Source organism: Paenibacillus sp. SYP-B3998, from assembly GCF_010820665.1.
Lineage (GTDB): Bacteria > Bacillota > Bacilli > Paenibacillales > NBRC-103111 > Paenibacillus_E.
The window spans coordinates 1-20,653 of the sequence record NZ_JAAIKC010000012.1; the positions used below are offsets into that span (position 1 = coordinate 1).

Consider the following 20,653-nt stretch of genomic DNA (forward strand, 5'->3'; position numbering starts at 1 on the left):
TTAGGCACGCCGCCAGCGTTCGTCCTGAGCCAGGATCAAACTCTCCATAATAGTTAAACCTATTTGAAAGCTTAATTGCTCATTTGCGTTGCTAGCGAGATTTGCATCTCTTTTTTGGTCGATTGCTTGACCGTGCTTCTTTCACTCGTTGTTCAGTTTTCAAAGATCAATTTCTTTCGTTCGCCGCCGTTGTTTCCGAAGCAGCGAGATGTAATATACCATGTTGAAATTTCTTTTGCAAGTCTTTTTCACAATTTCTTTTTTTCGATCCATTCGTGAAGATAATCAACACGTTCAGATCTCGAAAAGCATTTGTTACCTGCCCGTTTGGGACAGGAGTCATAATATAACACATATAATATTGTAATGCAACAACGTTTATTAAAATTACATCAATACATGCAAGGACCGACGAGATGGTCGCCGTCCTAAATGTATCGCTTCATATAAAGGGCGAATAAACTATATCTATTTTCAGATTACCTGGTGCCTGTCCGCCGGGAATTCAAGACCCATTTGCTTGCGAGCTTCGTCCAAGATCTCAATTGTTACTCTAGAGTTCGTGTGAGAATTCGTTCTGGATTCCAGTTGACCTGCCTTAATCAAGCTAATAAATTCAGCTGCCTCATAAACCATCGTTCGACTCGATTGCGGTTGTGTTAAATCCTCTACCGCCCCATCTCGATAACGAATTTCCACTTTCTCAGGTTCATTGATTTTGTCGATAACCATGGTGCCGTGCTCTCCTTGAATTTCAGTTGGTAGGTAAGAGCTACTAATCTTCGCGTGCATAATAACTGCATTCATTTCCTCGTACTGAAGAAGGAGGCTTCCCTGCCCATCAACACCAGATTCCAGCAAAAGCCCGTTCGCTTGAATACTGACCGGCTTTCCAAACAGCACAACTAGGGGATATATGCAATAAATGCCAAGATCCATTAATGATCCATTCGAATAAATAGGATTGAATGCGTTAAGTACTGTTCCTTGCTTATAAGCATCATACCGAGATGAATATTGACAATAGCTCGCAAAATATCGGCGAATAGGTCCGAGCTTATGGATATTATCCTGTACAGCCCGAAAATTAGGAAGCAGGGTGGATTTAAGGGCTTCCATGAATACAACATTATTCCTCTGCGAAGCTTCAATCATAGCCGCAACCTCAGAAGCATTGGAAGCAGCCGGCTTTTCGCATAGTACGTGTTTACCGTGATCCATGCAAAGAACTGCCTGTTCAGAGTGAAAGGAGTTCGGACTAGCAATATAAACAGCGTCAAATTCTTTACTTTTCACAAACATATCCAGGTCATTGTAAAGATGTTGAACCTCATACTTTTGAGCAAATTCACGACCTTTTTCCTCTGTACGGGAGTATACAGCTGTTAATACAAACTCGCCTGTATCCCTAGCTGCTTGGATGAATATCTCCGTAATCCAATTGGTTCCGATAATACCAAAACGTATCATACGCTACTTCATTTCCTTTCATACATATGTTTCGTCCACTTTATCATTTTAACAAGGAAATGAGAAACCTGTTCTACGGAGTATCTCACTTTAATTTTGTTCGTGTTTACTGTCTTCAAAACATTTCGGGAATAAGTAAAATACAACTTCAGGTTATCAATGTCAATTCAATTAATCAGTAGTTGAATTGACAAAATAATTTTGTAAATTTTAAATCACAGTTGATTCACTTTACATATTTATGTGACCATTATAAAATCAAAATATGATTACTCTTCTCAAGGAGCTGCCAGAATGAACGAAAAAACCTCTATGCAAGATATTGCCGATAAGCTTAACATTTCCAAAAACGCGGTCTCTTTAGCTCTTAACAATAAATCGGGAGTAAGTGAGCAATTACGTTCACGAGTGTTGGAGGCTGCCAGTCAACTCAACTATAGGACCGAAGTTAGGGCTAAAAAAAAGCGCAGCAACCTCCTAGTTTTAATGCCGGAGCATATACACGACGACAAGTTTTTTTATTACGAAGTATGCTGGTCTACTGAAAAGAGAGCCAAGGAAAATGGCTACAACGCAATCATCTGCAGCGTTGCGAAGGACATGGAAAACAACCTTGTTTTGCCCGAAATATATAACGAAATGCTATTTAAGGGTGTGCTACTCATTGGTGCTTTCCAACTCGACTACGTGTCTAAGCTTTTTGAATCACAGCTTCCCTTAGTAACAGTAGATCATTATTACCACGATTTGAGACTTGATGCTGTAATCACAGCTAATGCTGAAGAAGCTCATACTATCGTAAACTACTTAATTAAAAAAGGGCACCAACATATCGGTTTTATTGGAGCCTCTCCTAATAACCAGAACTTTCGGGACCGATGGTACGGTTATCAAAATGCGATGTCCGCAGCTGGTTTGAATGTGGATAGGAACCATTGCTTCTTTCCTTCATCGTCACCAGAAGCTCACAGCACAATTTCGACCGAATTAACCGTTCATTTAAAGGGAATGCCTTCCCAGCCTACGGCCTTTTTCTGCGTCAACGATCGCATGGCGATATTAACTATACAACTTCTTAGCAGTGAAGGAATTAAAGTTCCTGATGACATTTCCATCGTGGGCTTCGACGATATTGAAGCCGCAAGTATGATTTCCCCACAGCTAACAACCATTCAAGTCAATCGCGAGCATCTCGGCTTCGAAGCCGTGGACTACCTAATCCGCAAAATTGATTATGGTGGAAGCCCAGCTAAAATTTCTATTTATGGCAACCTAATCGAGCGCGACTCTTGCACAGTTACGCTGTAATTTACATTTTTTTGTAAAGTTTCTTAGAACTATATATATAGGTAATGTGAAAAAAGGAGCATTTGACAAATTACTTGACAACAATGAAATTTAACCCTCGATCTGGAATAATGCCGCTTTAGTCTTTTAACGGGTAGATTTGCAGGTAGAAAAGCTGTAGCAAAAAGAGGGAGGAGGGGAGGAGGACGCCTCTAAAATTCTCGAAATTAGGAACGAATGGAGAGGTGCTTTTCATGTTTGTTTTCTGAAGAAACGGTTCGGGTCATTTCGTCGATTCGAACGCAGCGAATATCTCTACTGTGCAAGTCATGCAGAACATCTTCAAGAGCACGCAGCATATAAAGAGGCGCATCCTTATCTGCACCTAAGGTTTCTCCGCAATCATGAAGCAGAACAACAGAGCCATCCGTAATTTGGTGAAGCAGTACCGATTTCAAATTTTTTTGTCCCACACGACTGCGCCAGTCCTTGGCCATAAGTGACCAAAGAACAAAGGTATAGTCCCTTCTTAACAGCAAATCAAACACATTGAATATGCCCCAAGGCGGGCGGTAGCAAGTAGGATGCTCTCCAGTGATGTCTTGGATTTGTGCAGCACACCGTTCTACCTCCTTACGAACTGTCCAAGGAAGCATCAACCAGTTGGATTTGTGTAAATAATTATGCAAGCCGATCTGATGCCCTTCTCGATGCATACGCAGAATAAGATCAGGATACTGTTGCGCACGTACGCCCAAAACGAAAAACGTTGCTTTCACTTCGTGCCTTTTTAGCATATCTAGCAGTTGAGGTGTGTATAGTGGATTCGGACCATCATCGAACGTCAATGCAATCTCCCTTGTTTCCTCCCCTTTGCGAAAGACGCCTATTCCCAATATACGTGTAATAATCCATGGAACTAGTGTATATACCGCACCAATCGCCACCAGGCTGATTGCCAAATGTCTCATGATCGTCCTCCTTCTCGACTCTCCTGTTCAATGCTAGCTCTTCGGAAGTCAAATGGATCATACATTAGCATATGCCACATGCAGTCCTTCTCGTGCAGCCTTTGAGTGATGCTTTGTTTCCAGGATAGCTGCTATTGTATGAAATGCGCCCTCCTTCGACTGATTAGACTTCGCATTCTTCTTTAACTCGGATAACAACGATCGGTTTGCAATTACTTCAAGCAATTGGCTTTTCAATTCCGCTGCGTTCCGCGCTTCGATTGCTGCACCTAAACCAACTAGATAAGCTGCATTTCCCTGTTCTTGGCCTGGTATAGGTTTATACAGCATCATCGGAAGCTCTAGCGCAAGCGCCTCTGAAACCGTCAAACCACCAGGCTTGGTCACTATTAAATCTGATAGTGCCATCAATTCATGAATATGGTCTACAAATCCAGTTATGACCACGCGATGAGAAGTTTTTCCGCCTCCGAGCTCCTCTTCAAGCCTTTGCTTCAGTTTCTCGTTACGTCCACAAACGAAAATAAATTGCACAGGAGCGGCCAAATCATCCGATTGAAGCACAGACTTGAACTGCTTCCCAATTAAGCCATGCCCCCCGCCCATCACAAGTACTGTGGGCATCCTTCGATCTAATTGGTATTTATCCCGCAGTTCCGAACGATCATAGGTTTGTGTGAAAGGCATCCTAATCGGGATACCAGTCACCATAATGCGATGCTCAGGAACATGATAGCGTAACAAAGCCTTTTTAACATGTTCAGCGCCCACTAGATAGCGATCCGTGCATGGATGAATCCAATAGCTATGATCTGTGTAGTCCGTCATGACCGTTACTGTCGGTACACTGGTAAATCCATTGTTTTTTAAATAAGACATCGCCGCGGCTGCTCCTGGAAACGTACTCACGACCTCGGTAGGTTCATAATCATGAAGGAGCTCCAACATTCGATCCGTACTAAACGACTTCATCCGTTTAAACCAATAGGATAACGTATTGTCTTCGCGCGTCTTACGGTATAAATAACCGTAAACAGACGGCAGGCTTTTCACCCACTGCATATAGCAGTACTTCCCCACTGAATGCAAATGCGGGTGCGTCCATTCTAGGAAGTCAACAACCTTCACTTCTACATCCGGATGGTAAAAACGCGCTGCTTCTAAAATAGCTTGCGCTGCTTTATTGTGACCATCTCCAAGACTGCCGGACAGGATTAGTATTTTCTCTCTATGCATCATTTTTCAAGCCCTCCCTTTATATGACTAGGCTGCACATTCGCAGCTATCGGCACGATCTTCCAACCTCTACAAACTCTTTGTACAACGTAAATGACGCCTTCTGCAACCAATACGGCACCCACGATATCCAGCAAAACATGCTGTTTAACAAACAGTGTGGACGCAATAATAAGTACAGACATCAGTGTGACTATTACGGTATATAAACGAGGTATTTGCTTTGTATTTAAATAAGCTTTCATCATTAGATAGGACGTAAGCACATGTGTGCTGGGGAAACAATTAAACGGTTGGTCTGAAAGATAAACCCACTGAACCATTCGCAGCATCCAATCGTCTCCACTGATTACAGGTCGAGATACAAAGGTTTGGTACACTGCGTAAACACTATAACAAAGAAGTAAGCCGATTATGAACTGAAGCAGCGTTAGATAATAGGTGCGGCGATCTTTATAAGCCAGGTACATGAACCCAAGAAGGAGAAAGACGTACCACAGCATATAAGGGACAACGAATATTTTCAGAAAAGGAATTTGCCGATCCAAGTCCGTAACCAAGCTGTAGGAAACCACTCCCGCATGATTTAAGTGGATATAAATGAGACCCACCAACGGGATAGACAACAACGCACAGCAAGCAAGCAGATACGACTTTAATGACCCTTCTCTCACACGAACTCCTCACTCTCCTTAACGTTATTACCATCATAAAAGAAATTTGATACCTGCAAAACGCACTTTGGTACTGTCTTCCTTTAGCCAAAGGTCGCAAAAAAACCTAGACCTAAGGCTAAGTAGGGGCGATAGAAAAAAGAGCCTGCACCCAAAAGGCACAAGCTCAATGGAACAAATTGCTCCAAAGCTAAGGTATTAACTTTGTTTGCCTCGCCTTCTCGGCTACCCGTTTCGTGTAGCCGCTTAGCGGCTTTTTCAAAGCGAGAGCAACGACATAGCAGATCGCAATAAAAACGCAGAGGAAGAATACATCTTTGAGCACGACCTCAAGCTGCATGCCGCCCACCGCCTCGCGCATGACTCCGACCGCATAAGTGAACGGAACGAAGGGATTAAGCTTTTGGAAAAAAGGGGACGCGGTACTGACCGGAAACGTCCCACCAGAGCTTGAGAACTGAAGTACAAGGAAGATGATCGCAATTCCTTTGCCCATGTTTCCAAACACCGAGACGAGCGTATAGGTGATCGTTATAAACACTTTACTGATCAATATCGCGAACAGAACGAACCATATTTTATCCACAACGTAGGTGCCTAGAAGAAAGAAATCCCCCAGCGTGACGATTATCGCTTGAAAAAAGCCCACTGTTAAGAAAATCATCATACGTCCAAAGTAAACATGGTAGCTTTTCAGCAAGCCATCCGAGTTATCCACATCTACTCTCATCATTGAAACAAGTAGCATAGCACCTACCCACAGAGATAAGGTCGTGTAGAAGGGAGACATAGCCGATCCATAATTAGGAATCGGAAACAGCTTTTCCTCTTTAATCAGTACTGGATTGGAGAGAAAATCGCTTTGCTTTTGGATATCGTTTTGGAGCAGCTTGAGAATTTCCTCAATGCTGTTACCGCCTTCGACACGCCGGATCTGATCAGCAGCCCTCCGAACAGCCGCCTCAAACGCAGGAAGATCACTACGAACCAAATTCGCGGCTGCATGCACCGCATCTTCCACTTCCGGAAATTTCGTTTGGTACAAATCCGACACCTTACGAATCTCATCCTCTGCCGCAGGCAGATCGTTACGCACAAAGTCCGCCGCTTCATGTAGCTTCTGCTCAACTTTGGGCAGATCATTACGAACGAACGGCGCAGCTTCATTGATAGCTTTGGTAAATTCATTCATTTTGGTTTGAATGGTCTCCGATGCCTCGTGAACTTTCGCGCGAATTTGCGGCAAATCCTTTTGCAGCGCATCCAGTTGCGTTTGAGCGAAATGAATACCTGACTGGGCATCGAGCAGAATTTCTTTAATATTAGGCAACTGATCTTTAAGTGTTTTCAGCACGTCCGCTGAGTTTTTAGCAACAGACTTGATCTGATTCAATGCTATGGTAATGTTCGGAACGATCTCTGAGTCATAACGGGAAAGGATATTGCCTATTGCGCCGCTAGCTTCTCTGGACAAGGTGTTGAGATGGTCGACTAGATCTTTGGCAGGTTTTTCTCCTCGCTTAATGGCAGACTCTATTTTATTAATTGTTTGGATTTGATCATTAAACTTCGTTTTGATAGCGGTCAAACGGCTGATATTATCGCTTAACGGACTGCTCGGCAAGTAACCGTTGAGCCGTGTGAATAGATCGATTGTTTTGTCAATGACTGCCACGCCCGTTGTAAGTCGATCTCTTAGAAAGCCTAACGCAGTTAAAGCCTTCTCTGGATCCATATTCACATCTTGAAGCACTTGCGTAATCTGCGTGACTGCGTCTGCTGTTTGTTGAAGCAGGATCAAGTTTTGCTTAACGACAGGAATCATCGCTTGAAAAGCAGCATCGTTGTTCTGCAAATAATTGTATAGTTGATCGGCGAAAGCGCCGCCTTGCGTAGCAATAGCATCCACTTTCGGGAGGGCGCTTAATGCTGCGCTAACGACCTCGTCCGCTTTGCGAGACTTATCAATGGCTGTATTAAGGGCTTCTGCAACTTTATCAAAGTTCTGATCCAACTCCGCGATCCGATCAGCGGCCTGCTGTATCTCAGGAAGCTTCTGCTGAATAACAAGCACCTCTTGCGCTACGGCCTCTATCTTCGGCCAACGCTCCTCAATCTTCAGTACCGTATCCGCCGCTCGATCAATGTCGGGAATTTTCTTTTCGAGCTCGACGATTTTCTGACCTTTTTCCTTTAATTCAGGAAGTTTTTGTTCAATCTCTATCGCTTTATTGCCCATATCCTCGATAGCTGGAAGACGCTTTTCCAATTCAAAAATTTTCGTCTCCATATTACGAATGGTAGGAAGCTCTTTTTCAAAGTCAATGCCTAGCTCTTTCATTCGTGTCAGGATGGAGGTGCTCACGGTTTTGATAAAATTTTCACTGATTTGAGCAGTCACATTAGACGCGCCTTTACTCGTAATTTTGGGCGCAACTGCGTTAATTTTCTCATTCACGGTATAGAGAATTTCTGGCTTTTCCATCGTGCCATCCATAATGCTCGTGATTTTCTTGGAAAAGTCAGCAGGAATAATCAAGCTTGCGTAATAATCACCGTGTTCGACGCCGCGAAGCGCCTCCTTCTCATCCACAAACGTCCAACCAAGCGTATGATTGTTTTTCAAATTATCTACAACTTCATTACCGATGTTAATGGCCTTATCCTCAACAGTCGCGCCTTGGTCGTTGCTTGTAACCGCGATCTTGATGCCGGACGTATTCGAGTAAGGGTCCCACATCGCCTCCAGGTTAATCCATGCATAAACGGATGGTAAAATAGCTAGCGCAATCATGAGAAAAAGACCCGTGGGCACTTTCCACAAGTTCATAAGATCTGTTTTATAAATGCTAAAAATCTTCTTCATTTTCTGTCCACCTATTTCCACTCTTTTGGTAGTTAATGTTACCTTGCATCTCGTTTACCATACAAAAGAATTCGCTCGCTGTCTACTTACAAATTGTAGGGCTGTGGATATGTCTGCTTGTGGATATGTGCACAACGACTCTTAGATATTATACACAGCAGCTTCTGTGGACATGTTGATATTGTTGATAAGTATGTGGATAACTGTAGATAGAGAAATGAGAAAAGAACGTACGATTTCGATATAAAGTTCGCACTTGCCGAGGGAAGCAAGCCTGCAAATAGGCATACTGAGCATCTGACTTCTCGCATATGCTATAGGAATCCAATATCCGATTACACGCCTGGTTGCTTATCGGTTTTTCACATAAAATAACCTATAATTAAGGAGAAGATCCATACCCAGAAAGCTAGGTGATGACATGAAAAGAACTATTGTTATTAGTGATATTCATGGAGAGCTAGAAAAATTTGAACGTTTACTAAATGAAGTCCAGTATCAACCCGAGCATGATCAGCTCATTCTGCTAGGGGATTACGTAGACCGTGGGCCAGATGCGAAAAGCGTAGTGGAGAAGGTTATTGAATTAAAAGAAGCTGGCGCCCTTGTCCTAAAGGGCAATCACGAAGATATGATGATAAACGCCCTTACCAAAAATGAGGAAAGAACATGGAATCGCTGGGTACATATGAATGGCGGACATAAGACGTTAGAAAGCTACGGCTTTACGAAGACAGATTATCTTGTTGACAAAATGACTGAAGAATTCAACAGGCCTCCCTTACATTCGGACATATTGGAGCAGCACTTAACTTTTTTAATGGACCTAGACCATTATATTGAAACTGAGGACTACATTTTCGTCCATGCCGGCGTACATCCAACAACACCTATTGCTGAAACAGATCCTTATACGCTCATGTGGATTCGAAGTGATTTTCATGATGGATATGAGGGGGAGAAAACCGTAATATTCGGCCATACCACAACAGATTCCCTGCATGATGAAGAAGACAACTTTGAGGTCTACTTCGGAGAAAATCGGATTATCGGTATTGATGGCGGCGCTGTATATGGTGGACAGTTAAATGCGTTAGAGCTGCCAAGTTTAGCTGTTTACGCTGTAAAATGAATCCTACCTTCTAAACTCAACGCTTGACACGAAACCAAATGGTTTCGTACACTCATTTATGAAACCATTTGGTTTCTGATCAAATGAATCTTTGGGAGGAACGTGACGAATGAAAAGTGCCAACCCTTTTATCGTTGTTACTAATTGCGAAGAAGCTATTCATTATTATCAGCGCATTTTCGGCGGAGAAATTCACATCCTCAACCAACATGGAGGCAAAATCCTTCATGCTGAGCTGCATGTCGGCAATAGTTTGATTCATTTCTCGGATACCTATGGACAAACTTATACAGCAGGACAAAATACGAAGATCATTTTACAATTCGAGACCGAAGAGGAAATCAGACATGTTTTTGAAACACTGCTCATCGACGGTAATGCAACGATTGAACTGCAGGATACTTTTTTCGGAGCGCTGCATGGCCAAGTGACGGATAAGAACGGAATTGGCTGGGTCTTGAATTATTTTAGGTAAAGGCCAATTCTGGAGCACTTATCCGAAGATGAGTTCCAAAGTAAAAACTGACATTAACCGTGATACGCTTTGGAGCTTGGTACAACATATATGTTCATACCGTCCTGTCAGCAACGTGGCCGTCGAGTAAAGTGGTCAGCACTGCATTTCCGACATCAAGATAAAGTGAAACCTAGTAAATATCATTTGGAGGCCTTCTACAATGGAAAATCAAACACACACTCTGCCGGATATTCGGCAAACACTCGTCTTTCAAGCACCTATTCAGAAGGTGTGGAACGCTGTCGCTACCTCAGAGGGGATTGCCGCATGGTTCATGCCCAATGATTTCAAGCCCGAAGCCGGGTATGAATTCCATCTGGAAGCTGGCCCTTTCGGCAAATCGCCTTGTAAAGTAACGGAAATCGATCCCCCAAACCGACTAGCTTTCAATTGGGGCAAAGACTGGACATTAACATTCGAGTTAGTCGATCTGGATGGCAAAACGGAGTTCACGCTCGTTCATTCCGGCTGGGATGCCGACAAGGTTACTGAGTTCGGACAAACGCACAAGGAAGTTCGCGAAAGAATGTCGCAAGGCTGGGGCAGTCTTCAAAAGTCACTCGCTACTTACGTCGAGTCTTAAGATGACTGTTCCCTCGCAGAAGCATGACGTTTTCCAAGCGATTGCCGATCCGACTCGTCGTCAGGTCTTAAAGCTGCTAGGTGAGCAAGAGATGCCAGTTACGGTCATCAGCGGTCACTTCCCAATAAGCCGCACAGCTGTTTCCAAGCACCTGCGCATATTGGCTGATGCCGGGCTCGTCAAAGAGCGAAAGGTCGGTCGCGAGACCCGTTATCGCCTAGAAGCAGAACCCCTTATGGAACTAAAGCGATGGCTTTCCTACTACGAACGCTACTGGGATAATAGATTGAATGTACTCAAACGACTTGTTGAAGCTGACGATAGTGAAGGGGCTAACCCTCTTGCCGCGTTAGCCTTAATTGATCTGGATGAGAATAAGTCCTAATAGGAAATAGAAATTAAAAAGAAAGGTCAGCAACCCCGATGTTACTTAGGGTTGCTGACCTTTTGTTTATTCATGGCGCCACTTCATCAGGGACGGGCAGCCATTCAGAGGACCATTTGGCAATCTCACCGAAGATTGGGGCTAATGCCCTTCCTTTGTCGCTTAACGAATATTCTATACGAACAGGGCTTTCAGGGAAGACTACCCTCTTAACAATGCCTTCAAGCTCCAGTTCTTTGAGACGTTCGGACAAAACCTTGCCGCTTAAATTAGGGAGCGCATGATCAATATTAACAAAACGCTGCGGACCCGAAAGCAATTGAAAAACGATGAGCGACGTCCAACGTTTGCTCAGGATTTCTACTGCTTTTTCAAACCGAGGACACATTTGACTTTGGTCCATTTTCATCACCTCAATATATTCTTCTTATTATAGCGTAAGCATACAACGAAAACCAATGTTACGCAAAGTAAATTAATTACTTGACGGAACTTAGTGTGTATAATATACTCGGTTACATTAAGTAACTAAGTATTTAGAAGTAACGAAAATATTACTTAACAAAAGGAGTGTTCACAATGATTTCACCTATCTTCGTAGGACATGGTTCGCCCATGATGGCGATTCAAGATACTGCGTGTACGGCATTTCTGCTTACCTATGGAAAGAAGTTAGCCCCTAGTGCGATTGTTATTTTCACAGCTCATTGGGAAACTGAAGTGCTAACGATCTCATCAACGAATGACGTATACGAGACCATCTACGATTTCGGAGGTTTTCCGAAGGAGTTATACCAAATCAACTATCCAGCCAAAGGTTCGACTAAACTTGCCCAAACACTTGCCGACCGCTTTCAGGCCAAAGGAATCGCCGTGAATATGGACACGACCAGAGGGCTAGATCACGGATCATGGGTACCTCTGTCAAGGATGTTTCCTACCCCGCCATGTCCAGTTATTCAAGTGTCGGTGAATCCTTATTTACCGCCCTCTGAGCAGTATCGCATTGGAGAGGCGCTTCGCGGCCTCGATCAAGAAGATATTTTAATTATCGGAAGCGGTGCGACCGTCCATAATTTGCGGGCCATCAATTGGAACGCCACCGAGCCTGAGGCTTGGGCTGTAGGTTTCGATGATTGGTTAGTCGATCATATCCAGAAGCAGGAGTTGGATGCACTTTTCCACTACGAGACACAAGCTCCTAATGCCCGGATGGCCGTACCTAGAGCTGAGCATTTCATCCCACTCTATATCGCTATGGGAAGTGGCAACCCGGAACGTCAAGCTCAAGTGATTCACCGGAGTTACGAAGTCGGATCGCTTAGTTATCTTTCCATCGCTTTTTAATCGATGGAAAGCTGTTTCAATTTTTAAATTTACAGCTCTGTTTTCGTTTATTGTTGATTTTCGCCCAAAAGAAAACCGCCCCTTTTTATTCGGAACGGTAATCTTACTGGGGATTTAGAATATGTAATTTTTTTACAGCTATCTAGAAGACAAGAAGTCCATTTTGATTAACCTTTATCAAAATGGACTTCTTGTCTTTTTTGTAAAACAGTGGCCTCTGTACCTGGCGCTTACCGACATCTTTTTTGCTCTTAACTAGGATTATAATATTAGAGACTACTCAAGGAAGGCATGGACGAGCAATGGCCTATACATTCGACGATTTATATGAAGCAGTTGAAGGGGATGAATTCAAAAAAGTTAAAAAGATCCTACAAGCGGATCCCTCGCTAATTACTGGAAAAGATGATTATGAATTTAGCGTGCTTCATGGTGCAGTTATGACGGAAAATACCAAGATGGTTGAGTTTCTGCTAGATCAAGGTGCGGATGTGAATGCTCTAAATGATGAAGGCATTACCCCACTTCATATTGCTCTGTATCCCGATGTGGTCACATGCTTGCTCAATCGCGGAGCCGAGATCAACAAAAAGTCCTCGGACGGAAGCACACCTTTACATACACAAGTCTCAGACGGTGAAGAACGTTTGGACGTAGTTGAAATGCTTCTTGCCAAGGGGGCGGACAAAAGCATTAAGGATAACGACGGACAAACCCCGCTGGACATTGCAAGGGCAAGGGAAGAAGAAGAGATGATTGAACTGCTCAGCTAAAATAATAGACCTAAAAAGCGAACGCTCTTTCCAAAGGGTGCTCGCTTTTTTGAGCCACATTTTTTTACTTTTGCAAAGATAGTGCAAACTCAAGATTATTATTCAACAAGTTGATTTTTATTACTCAGTAGCAAAAAAACTTTTCCGAGGCATTTAATCTCATTGGAGCTGCTTATTAATTTGCTCCCTCAATACCAAGTGCATCTAGCGAAACTTGATAAATCGATAGATGCTCTGGCTGAAGAATTAATGGAGTATGATTTAATTCAATCTATACCGGTATTTGGCCCAAATTGCTGCAACAATTTTAGCTGAGATCGGGAAAATTGATCGGTTTGATCACGCAAAGAAACTGGTTGCTTTCTGCCTAATTTGAATAAGCAATGTTTAGACATCGAAGAAAACCGCCCCAATTTCTTTTCTATGGGACGGTTATTTGTCTTACACTTTTGTCAGCATAGCCAAGAAAAGAAGAGCTGACTGTTCACGCAGTCAGTTTTTTGCAGTATTCAACTCTACCACTACTCTGGTTTTCGATAGCATATAAAATGCTTAGCCCAAGATTATGTATAGTCTTGGGCTGCTCTTTGTTATTTTCTGAACCCATTCTACTAGGTCACCTTAATGGACTGTTTACACGATCTTAACTTGACCCTACTCTACTTTAAATTTATATTAATGACAAATGTACAACACAAGAACAAATGTAAAAACATGAAGTACAGACAACACTGAGGTGAAAACATATGCACGTAAATATCTTGGGTTACTGGGGAGGGTACCCCGCTCCCGGTGGTGCGACTGCTGGCTACTTAGTAACAACGGACGAAGGACATATTTTGCTGGACTGTGGAAGTGGCGTAATGAGCCAGCTCACTTTCCATACATCTGTGGAGAATTTATCCGGCGTTATTTTGTCCCATTTGCATGATGATCATATGGCGGACATCGGTATATTACAGTACGCTGCCGTCGGAGCCATTAGAAACAAACGGATGAACCATAAACTGAAGTTATTCGTTCCTGAAGAGCCGGCTGATAGTCTTAGCAAGCTGTATGGTCCACATACCGATATCACCTTGATTAACCCTGCTCTTAAGCTGCAATTGGCTGGCGCTGAAATCGAGTTTGTACCCGTACAGCATACGATTTCCTGTTATGCAGTAAAAATCACTTACAAAGATAAGGTACTAGTATATTCAGGTGATACCTCTTACTGTGATTCGCTGATTGAGATCGCTAAGGATGCGGATATCTTTCTATGTGAAGCGACAATCTGCGAGGGGAGTCATCATACGACTGGTGACGGGCATATGGATGCTAGCCAAGCGGCTACAATCGCAGAAAAAGCAAACGTGAAAAAACTGATTCTCGTGCATTTGCCCGGTGACGGCAATCTTGAATTGATGAAACAAACGGCAAGTGAAGTGTTCGGGGGGCCTGTCTTCCTTCCTAATACAGAGAGCATGTACAAGGTCTAAACCTGTAACCTAAAAGAAATGGAGCAAACACATGTATAGATTACTAGCCCTAGACATGGATGGAACACTCTTGAATCCACACAAAATGATTTCACCCAGGGTTTTCCATTCAATACAAGCAATTATTGGAAAGGGGGTGAACGTAACTATTGCTTCGGGGCGATTTCCTGCTTCGGTTTGGCTGCATGGAATGCATGTGGGTATGAATAGTCCTCTGGTGGCTTTTAATGGAGCCGTCATATTAGATCCCAACACCGGAGAGAAGCTACATGGCTATCCCCTTTCCTCTGATTCCGCTCGACGTATTGCGGCTTTGGGACAAATGATGGGTACATACGTACACTTTTACGGTTATAGTGAACTGTTTGTAGAACAATTAAATGAATGGAACGTTAAATGGCCCTTAGCCAATGTTGTTATTGACCCAGAAAAAGCCCATACCTATGAGAATTATAAGGATCAAGCTAGCAGGATTCAGATGAAACAAGTAGGCTCTATGGTCAAATTCACGGAAGCTGCTTCAGAACAGCTCTATAAAGCTACCTTCATCAGCGAAGATAGCCAGTTGTTGAACGAAGTATTTAATGAGCTTCAATCATGGAATGAGTTCACCTTAACAAGAACTGGAAGTAGGCGCTTCGATGTCAATGCAGCAGGTATCAGCAAAAGATCAGCGTTAGAGGTTGTAACTCGCAGATTAGGTATTTCGTCCGACCAAGTCGCTGCTGTGGGCGATTATGACAATGATGTGGACATGCTCCAGTGGGCGGGACTAGGTATTTCCATGGACAATGGCAGTGATGAAGCCAAAAAAGCAGCCAACGCCGTAACGGCAAGCAACAGTAATGATGGTGTTGCCGATGTGATTGAGCGCTACTTTTAAATCTTATTGGCCTACCTAGACTAGTGACTATCATATTTACAAACTAGGAATTCTCAGTTAATAACCTGCTGACAAATGAACGATATAATAAAAAAATAAAAAAGAACAATGGGGAGAACACCATGTTGAAGAAAAAAGGATCTATGATAGTTAGCTTGGCGGTATTACTCGTATTAAGTGCATGCGGTACAAATGGACAACCATCAGCTACTCAAGGAGCGCAGGCAACTCCGCAAACGACACCAAATCAAGAAACTTCTGCTACGATTTCAGGGAAGCTAACCTTCTATACTTCCCAGCCTGAAGATGATGTAACGAAACTGGTCGCTGCATTCAATAAGAAATATCCAGATGTCAAAGTAGAAAACTTTCGCTCTGGAACCGAGGAAGTGACTGCCAAAATCCAAGCGGAGAATCAAGCTGGAAAAGTCCAAGCCGACGTGCTTCTGTTGGCTGATGCTGTCACCTTCGAAGGTTTAAAGAAACAAAATCTATTAAACTCTTATAAATCACCGGAATTATCAAAAATTCCTAAAGATTTCGTAGATCCGGATGGTATGTATGCCGGAACAAAGGTAATGGCAACTGTTCTTGCCATTAATACGCAAAAAGTGAAAACACCACCGACCTCATGGAAAGCACTTACCTCATCTGAGAGCAAAGATACAGCTATCATGCCTAGTCCAATTTACTCTGGCGCAGCTGCTTATAATGTTGGCGTATTGACTCGAACAGATGGATTCGGTTGGGACTTCTTCAAGGGCTTAAAAGCGAATAATATTTCCGTTGTCAAAGGAAACGGGGCTGTTCTCAATGCCGTAGCAGCTGGAGAAAAATCGTATAGCATGGTCGTTGATTATCTAGTAGCCCGTGAGAAAGCAAAAGGCTCATCTGTTGATTTGATTTATCCTTCAGAGGGTGTGCCCGTTATTACCGAGCCGATCGGAATTATGAAAAATACAGCAAATGAAAAAGCGGCTAAAGCCTTTGTTGACTTCGTTCTCTCGGAAGATGGTCAAAAATTAGCATCTGGTATCGGTTATACCCCAATTCGCGAAGGCATTCCAGCCCCTAAAGGTTTAAAAAGTATCTCGGAATTCAAAGTCATCTCCTCTGACATTTCCAAACTGACTGAAGCACGGGACGCAGATAAAAAACAGTTTACGCAGATATTCGGACAATAAGAAGCGGAGCCTACAGACAATGATCGATTCCAAAAAGATTCAGATTGCGAGGGAGGAAGTCGGGATCAAACCCGCACTCCTCCCCTTTTTAATGAAACGAGCTGTTATTTTACTAACCCTACTCTTACTTTTTGTGTTCTTTATCGTGCCGATTGCCAAATTAATCTATTTAAGCATGCAAGACGGCGTTGGATTCACGCTTAAGCACTACATGGAAATGCTACAGCAGATAAGGTTATGGAAAACGCTGAAGGACACGTTTGTCATCGTCACAGGCTCCTCGCTTTTATCTATTTTATTGGGCGTTCTTGCAGCATGGTTCATGGCTTACACGGATCTTAAACACAAGAAATTGCTTCATATGGCCATCTTGCTTTCCTTTATTCTTCCGTCTTACGTTTTAACCTTATCTTGGTCTTCCTTCATGGGCACTCAAGGAGCCGTAGCCCAAATCTTGCACTTGTTTAATCCAGATGCTAAGCCATGGAGTATGTATAGCTACGGCGGTATCATTTTCGTTATGGGTATCCATCATTTCCCGCTTGTTTATCTCTTGACCGTTGATGTGTTGAGAAAAATTCCCCGCGATTTGGAGTGGGCAACAAGAGCTAGCGGTGCTGGAAAATGGAAAACATTTTATCTGGTTACCCTTCCCCTGTCTTTGCCAGGTTTGACAGCTGGAGGACTGCTCGTATTCTTAGCTTCGTTAGATAATTTCGGAATTCCAGCTTTTCTTGGCATTCCCAAAAATATATCCGTCTTAAGCACATTGATTTATGAAGAAATTATCGGTTTTGGCCCCTCTGCTTTCGCAAGAGCGGCAGCTTTATCCGTCATGCTAGGCATTATTGCGGTCTTTGGTACACTCCTGCAATGGCTTACCGTCAAAAAAATTAAAACCACTGATACCGTTATCATCGATAACAGCCCGCGCCATTTGCTAGGTAAAAACCGCTTATGGATTACGTCTGCCGTATGGGCATTCCTCACTCTGATTACAGTGGTACCTTTAAGTTCCATGGTAGCTATTTCCTTGAAAAAGGCATATGGACTCCCTTTTCAAGCCGTAAATTTAACGTTTGCCAATTATCAGTACATCCTGTTCGAGAATCCAAAGGTATGGAAATCCATTCAAAACAGCTTCATGCTTTCCGCTACGACGCTGATCATTTGCTTAGTGCTTGGATCTCTACTTGCTTATGTACGAGTACGTAAGCCTTCGTGGATTACCAAATCAATGGAGTTAGCCGTCGCCCTTCCTTATACGTTGCCTGGGATTGTATTTGCTTTATCCATGATTTTTGCATGGATGGAACCGATTCCCGGCTGGAATCCTGGTGTCTACGGTTCCATTCGCATTTTATTTATCGCTTATGTGTGCCGATTTCTTATTTTGCAGGTACGAGCAAGTATCACGGCCTTTATGCAAATCGATGTATCGATGGAAGAAGCAGCACATATTTTCGGTGCCGGTTTATGGAAAAAATGGACAACCATCCTTCTGCCACTTCTTCTGCCAGGACTGTTGAGTGGAGCTTTTCTCGTCTTTTTGACGGCTTTCACCGAGTTGACGGTATCTGCCTTATTATGGTCCACCGGCTCTCAAACTATCGGTGTTACGATATTTAGTTTTGAACAGGCCGGTAATACCCTGTACTCAACTGCTCTATCTAGCTTGATTGTCATATTGATCGTTCTAGGAATGGGCATTCTGTATATCTTCCAACAGTTTCAATCCAACAAAGGAGTTCAGCAGCCATGAGCATTCAAATCGCCAACGTCAGTAAAAAATTCGGAAGCTTTCAAGCGCTGAAGTTATTAAACCTCACGATAGCCGCAGGCGAGTTCGTCGCCATCCTAGGTCCATCTGGCTGCGGTAAAACAACCCTGCTCCGCATGCTTGCCGGATTCGAGCAGCCCACTACCGGAGAAATCCTCATGAACCATACAGCAGTAGCGAAGCCAGGCTTCAGTCTTCCTCCAGAAAAAAGAAGAATCGGCATGGTATTTCAGGCATTCGCCTTATGGCCGCATATGAATGTGACAGAGCACGTACGCTTTCCAATCCGCCATCATAAAGAGACGCCCTCTTACATTAAAGAGAAAGAACAGGATCGTATCGCAAGCGTGCTTGAAATGGTTGGCTTGTCGCAGCATGCTACACGTATGCCACACGAATTGTCTGGAGGTCAAAAACAGCGTGTTGCGCTTGCAAGAGCTATCGCCGCCGAACCTTCGCTTCTGTTGATGGATGAACCGCTTAGCAGTCTCGACGCCATGCTCCGCATGGATATGCGCCGGGAAATCCAATCCATTCATAGGCAAACGGGGACTGCCATCGTGTACGTTACTCATGACCAAGGCGAAGCTTTGGCAATGGCTGATCGGGTTGTGGTCATGAAGGATGGATTGATCGAACAAGTCGGTACACCACAAGACATTTACTTGCGTCCGCAAACGGAATTTGTCGCCAAATTCGTATCCAAGGCCAATTTGGTTCGTGGACGTTGGAACAACAGCATGTTTGTACCAATAAGTTCTGATGGCACCCTCCAGTGGCAAGGTGATTATGTAGCGGACTACTTTAGAACAAATGGATTGTATCCGGTCAGGCCCGATCAATTTCAACTGAGTTCTCCGCAGCAGCCTGGCGTTCAGGGCAAGGTTACCAATGTTCAATTTCAGGGAAAAGAATTTCACTATGATATCCAAACTGAAGATGGCCAGTGGGAAATTAGTTCTCCACTCCACTTTCAACTGAACGAAAAAGTATCCCTCAATTTAACAAGCGAACAAGTAACGAAGAAGAACAGAATTGAGGTACTTGCATGAAGCAAAAGCGAAGTATGATTTTTTTCGATATCGACGGTACGCTGCTTGATCATGGTAAACAATTGCCTCCATCAACAAAGGAAGCCATCCTTAGATTGAAGGATTCTGGCCATGAAATCTCATTTGCAACAGGACGCTCCCCTTTTATGCTCAAGTCACTAAAGGATGAGCTCGGGATAAATTCATTCGTTGGTTTCAACGGCCAATATGTGATGCTGAATGACGAGTTGATTTATAAAAATCCTATTCCGACAAATCTCATCCGCGCTTTGTCGGAATACGCCCAACAGAGCAGTAATCCTCTTGTCTATTTAGACCACGAAGGAATGAGAAGCAATATCAAACACCACTCTCACGTCGAAGAAAGCATAGGAACTTTGTGCTATACACTTCCGGAGTATGACCCTAACTATTATATGGGCAGAGAAATCTATCAATCGATGCTCTTTTGCACAGAGGATGAAGAAGCTAGTTATAAAGAACGCTTTCAAAAGCTGGATTTTGTTCGTTGGCATCCCGTCTCTATGGATGTATTGCCGTATGGGGGGTCCAAAGCACAGGGCATTGAGCGACTAATTGACAAGCTCGGATTTGCCAAGGAAGATGTCTATGCGTTTGGCGACAATCTAAACGATATGGAAATGCTGCAGTACGTAGGTCACAGCGTGGCGATGGGGAACTCTCCTGATTCCGTGAAAAAAGCCGCACGCTATGTTACAAAGGACGTTAGTCAGGACGGGATTGCCTATGGGTTAGAGCTTGTAGGCTTATTATAGAAGCATATAAGTAACACCCCAAATTTTGATCTGCCTCCACTGCGGATCAAAATTTGAGGTGTTCTTATGCATAATCATGCGTTTCTTGCAATTGATTTAGAAAAGGCCTCCCAACTCAGCTATTGTTGACCCGATATTTTTTAAAATAGACTCGAATTTCCTTTATTTCACGATAAACTCGAAAAGGCTTGCTTATGAATCTTCTCGGGAGGGTTAAAAGGAATTGGCTGACCTGATCATGGTATTCCTCTGTCAT

The 20,653-nt window shown here is 43.4% G+C and carries 19 protein-coding genes and 1 pseudogene; 14 read left to right on the forward strand and 6 right to left on the reverse strand.

Going from position 1 to position 20,653, the window contains the following annotated elements:
* Positions 1–474: 474 nt before the first annotated feature.
* Positions 475–1,470: a Gfo/Idh/MocA family protein gene (locus GK047_RS23350; RefSeq protein WP_163952305.1), complete on the reverse strand. Its 996-nt coding sequence runs from the start codon at positions 1,468–1,470 to the stop codon at positions 475–477.
* 294 nt (positions 1,471–1,764) lie between these two features.
* Between GK047_RS23350 and GK047_RS23355 the strand changes: the two genes are divergently transcribed.
* Complete coding sequence (locus tag GK047_RS23355) at positions 1,765–2,778, forward strand: LacI family DNA-binding transcriptional regulator (RefSeq protein ID WP_163952307.1); 1,014 nt, start codon at positions 1,765–1,767, stop codon at positions 2,776–2,778.
* Between the two features lie 206 nt (positions 2,779–2,984).
* Here GK047_RS23355 and GK047_RS23360 read toward each other — a convergent pair whose 3' ends face one another.
* The 4 genes from GK047_RS23360 to GK047_RS23375 all read right to left on the reverse strand — a co-directional run bounded on the left by GK047_RS23360 (position 2,985) and on the right by GK047_RS23375 (position 8,504).
* Positions 2,985–3,728 (reverse strand): polysaccharide deacetylase family protein, encoded by a 744-nt coding sequence (locus GK047_RS23360; RefSeq protein WP_163952309.1) that lies wholly within the window; start codon positions 3,726–3,728, stop codon positions 2,985–2,987.
* 57 nt (positions 3,729–3,785) lie between these two features.
* Positions 3,786–4,967 carry an MGDG synthase family glycosyltransferase gene (locus GK047_RS23365; RefSeq protein ID WP_163952311.1) on the reverse strand — a complete coding sequence of 394 codons (1,182 nt, stop codon included), beginning with the start codon at positions 4,965–4,967 and terminating at the stop codon, positions 3,786–3,788.
* Positions 4,964–5,638 (reverse strand): phosphatase PAP2 family protein, encoded by a 675-nt coding sequence (locus GK047_RS23370; protein ID WP_163952313.1) that lies wholly within the window; start codon positions 5,636–5,638, stop codon positions 4,964–4,966. Before GK047_RS23370 ends, GK047_RS23365 begins: the two co-directional genes overlap by 4 nt.
* 190 nt (positions 5,639–5,828) lie before the next feature.
* Positions 5,829–8,504 carry a YhgE/Pip domain-containing protein gene (locus tag GK047_RS23375; protein WP_163952315.1) on the reverse strand — a complete coding sequence of 892 codons (2,676 nt, stop codon included), beginning with the start codon at positions 8,502–8,504 and terminating at the stop codon, positions 5,829–5,831.
* Between the two features lie 421 nt (positions 8,505–8,925).
* On the opposite strand from GK047_RS23375, the gene GK047_RS23380 reads away from it, so the two are divergent.
* The 4 genes from GK047_RS23380 (at position 8,926) to GK047_RS23395 (ending at position 11,121) form a co-directional block, all read left to right on the forward strand.
* Complete coding sequence (locus tag GK047_RS23380) at positions 8,926–9,636, forward strand: metallophosphoesterase family protein (protein WP_163952317.1); 711 nt, start codon at positions 8,926–8,928, stop codon at positions 9,634–9,636.
* Between the two features lie 109 nt (positions 9,637–9,745).
* Positions 9,746–10,111: a VOC family protein gene (locus GK047_RS23385; protein WP_163952319.1), complete on the forward strand. Its 366-nt coding sequence runs from the start codon at positions 9,746–9,748 to the stop codon at positions 10,109–10,111.
* A 202-nt stretch (positions 10,112–10,313) separates the two neighbouring features.
* The gene (locus GK047_RS23390; protein WP_163952321.1) at positions 10,314–10,736 is read left to right on the forward strand and encodes an SRPBCC family protein; all 423 of its coding nucleotides are present in this window, start codon (positions 10,314–10,316) and stop codon (positions 10,734–10,736) included.
* Between the two features lies 1 nt (position 10,737).
* Positions 10,738–11,121 carry an ArsR/SmtB family transcription factor gene (locus GK047_RS23395; RefSeq protein WP_163952323.1) on the forward strand — a complete coding sequence of 128 codons (384 nt, stop codon included), beginning with the start codon at positions 10,738–10,740 and terminating at the stop codon, positions 11,119–11,121.
* A gap of 70 nt (positions 11,122–11,191) precedes the next feature.
* Here the strand turns inward: GK047_RS23395 and GK047_RS23400 are convergent, their stop codons facing one another.
* A complete protein-coding gene (locus GK047_RS23400) occupies positions 11,192–11,524 on the reverse strand; it encodes a winged helix-turn-helix transcriptional regulator (protein ID WP_163952326.1) in 333 nt (110 codons plus the stop codon).
* Between the two features lie 176 nt (positions 11,525–11,700).
* On the opposite strand from GK047_RS23400, the gene GK047_RS23405 reads away from it, so the two are divergent.
* From GK047_RS23405 to GK047_RS23445, 9 genes and pseudogenes are all read left to right on the forward strand, one after another.
* On the forward strand, positions 11,701–12,468 hold the full coding sequence (locus GK047_RS23405; protein WP_163952328.1) for a DODA-type extradiol aromatic ring-opening family dioxygenase: 768 nt from the start codon (positions 11,701–11,703) through the stop codon (positions 12,466–12,468).
* Between the two features lie 302 nt (positions 12,469–12,770).
* Positions 12,771–13,241 carry an ankyrin repeat domain-containing protein gene (locus GK047_RS23410; protein ID WP_163952330.1) on the forward strand — a complete coding sequence of 157 codons (471 nt, stop codon included), beginning with the start codon at positions 12,771–12,773 and terminating at the stop codon, positions 13,239–13,241.
* Positions 13,242–13,391: 150 nt separating this feature from the next.
* Positions 13,392–13,605: pseudogene (locus GK047_RS23415) on the forward strand (transposase); the annotation flags it as partial.
* Positions 13,606–13,987: 382 nt separating this feature from the next.
* A complete protein-coding gene (locus tag GK047_RS23420) occupies positions 13,988–14,722 on the forward strand; it encodes an MBL fold metallo-hydrolase (protein WP_163952332.1) in 735 nt (244 codons plus the stop codon).
* A 31-nt stretch (positions 14,723–14,753) separates the two neighbouring features.
* The gene (locus GK047_RS23425; protein WP_163952334.1) at positions 14,754–15,605 is read left to right on the forward strand and encodes a Cof-type HAD-IIB family hydrolase; all 852 of its coding nucleotides are present in this window, start codon (positions 14,754–14,756) and stop codon (positions 15,603–15,605) included.
* A gap of 122 nt (positions 15,606–15,727) precedes the next feature.
* Positions 15,728–16,789, forward strand: a complete 1,062-nt coding sequence (locus tag GK047_RS23430; protein WP_163952336.1) for an ABC transporter substrate-binding protein — start codon at positions 15,728–15,730, stop codon at positions 16,787–16,789.
* A gap of 19 nt (positions 16,790–16,808) precedes the next feature.
* A complete protein-coding gene (locus GK047_RS23435) occupies positions 16,809–18,551 on the forward strand; it encodes an ABC transporter permease (RefSeq protein ID WP_163952338.1) in 1,743 nt (580 codons plus the stop codon).
* On the forward strand, positions 18,548–19,621 hold the full coding sequence (locus GK047_RS23440) for an ABC transporter ATP-binding protein (protein WP_163952341.1): 1,074 nt from the start codon (positions 18,548–18,550) through the stop codon (positions 19,619–19,621). The genes GK047_RS23435 and GK047_RS23440 overlap by 4 nt, the downstream gene beginning before the upstream one ends.
* Positions 19,618–20,397 carry a Cof-type HAD-IIB family hydrolase gene (locus tag GK047_RS23445; RefSeq protein WP_163952343.1) on the forward strand — a complete coding sequence of 260 codons (780 nt, stop codon included), beginning with the start codon at positions 19,618–19,620 and terminating at the stop codon, positions 20,395–20,397. The genes GK047_RS23440 and GK047_RS23445 overlap by 4 nt, the downstream gene beginning before the upstream one ends.
* The last annotated feature ends 256 nt before the right edge of the window (positions 20,398–20,653 follow it).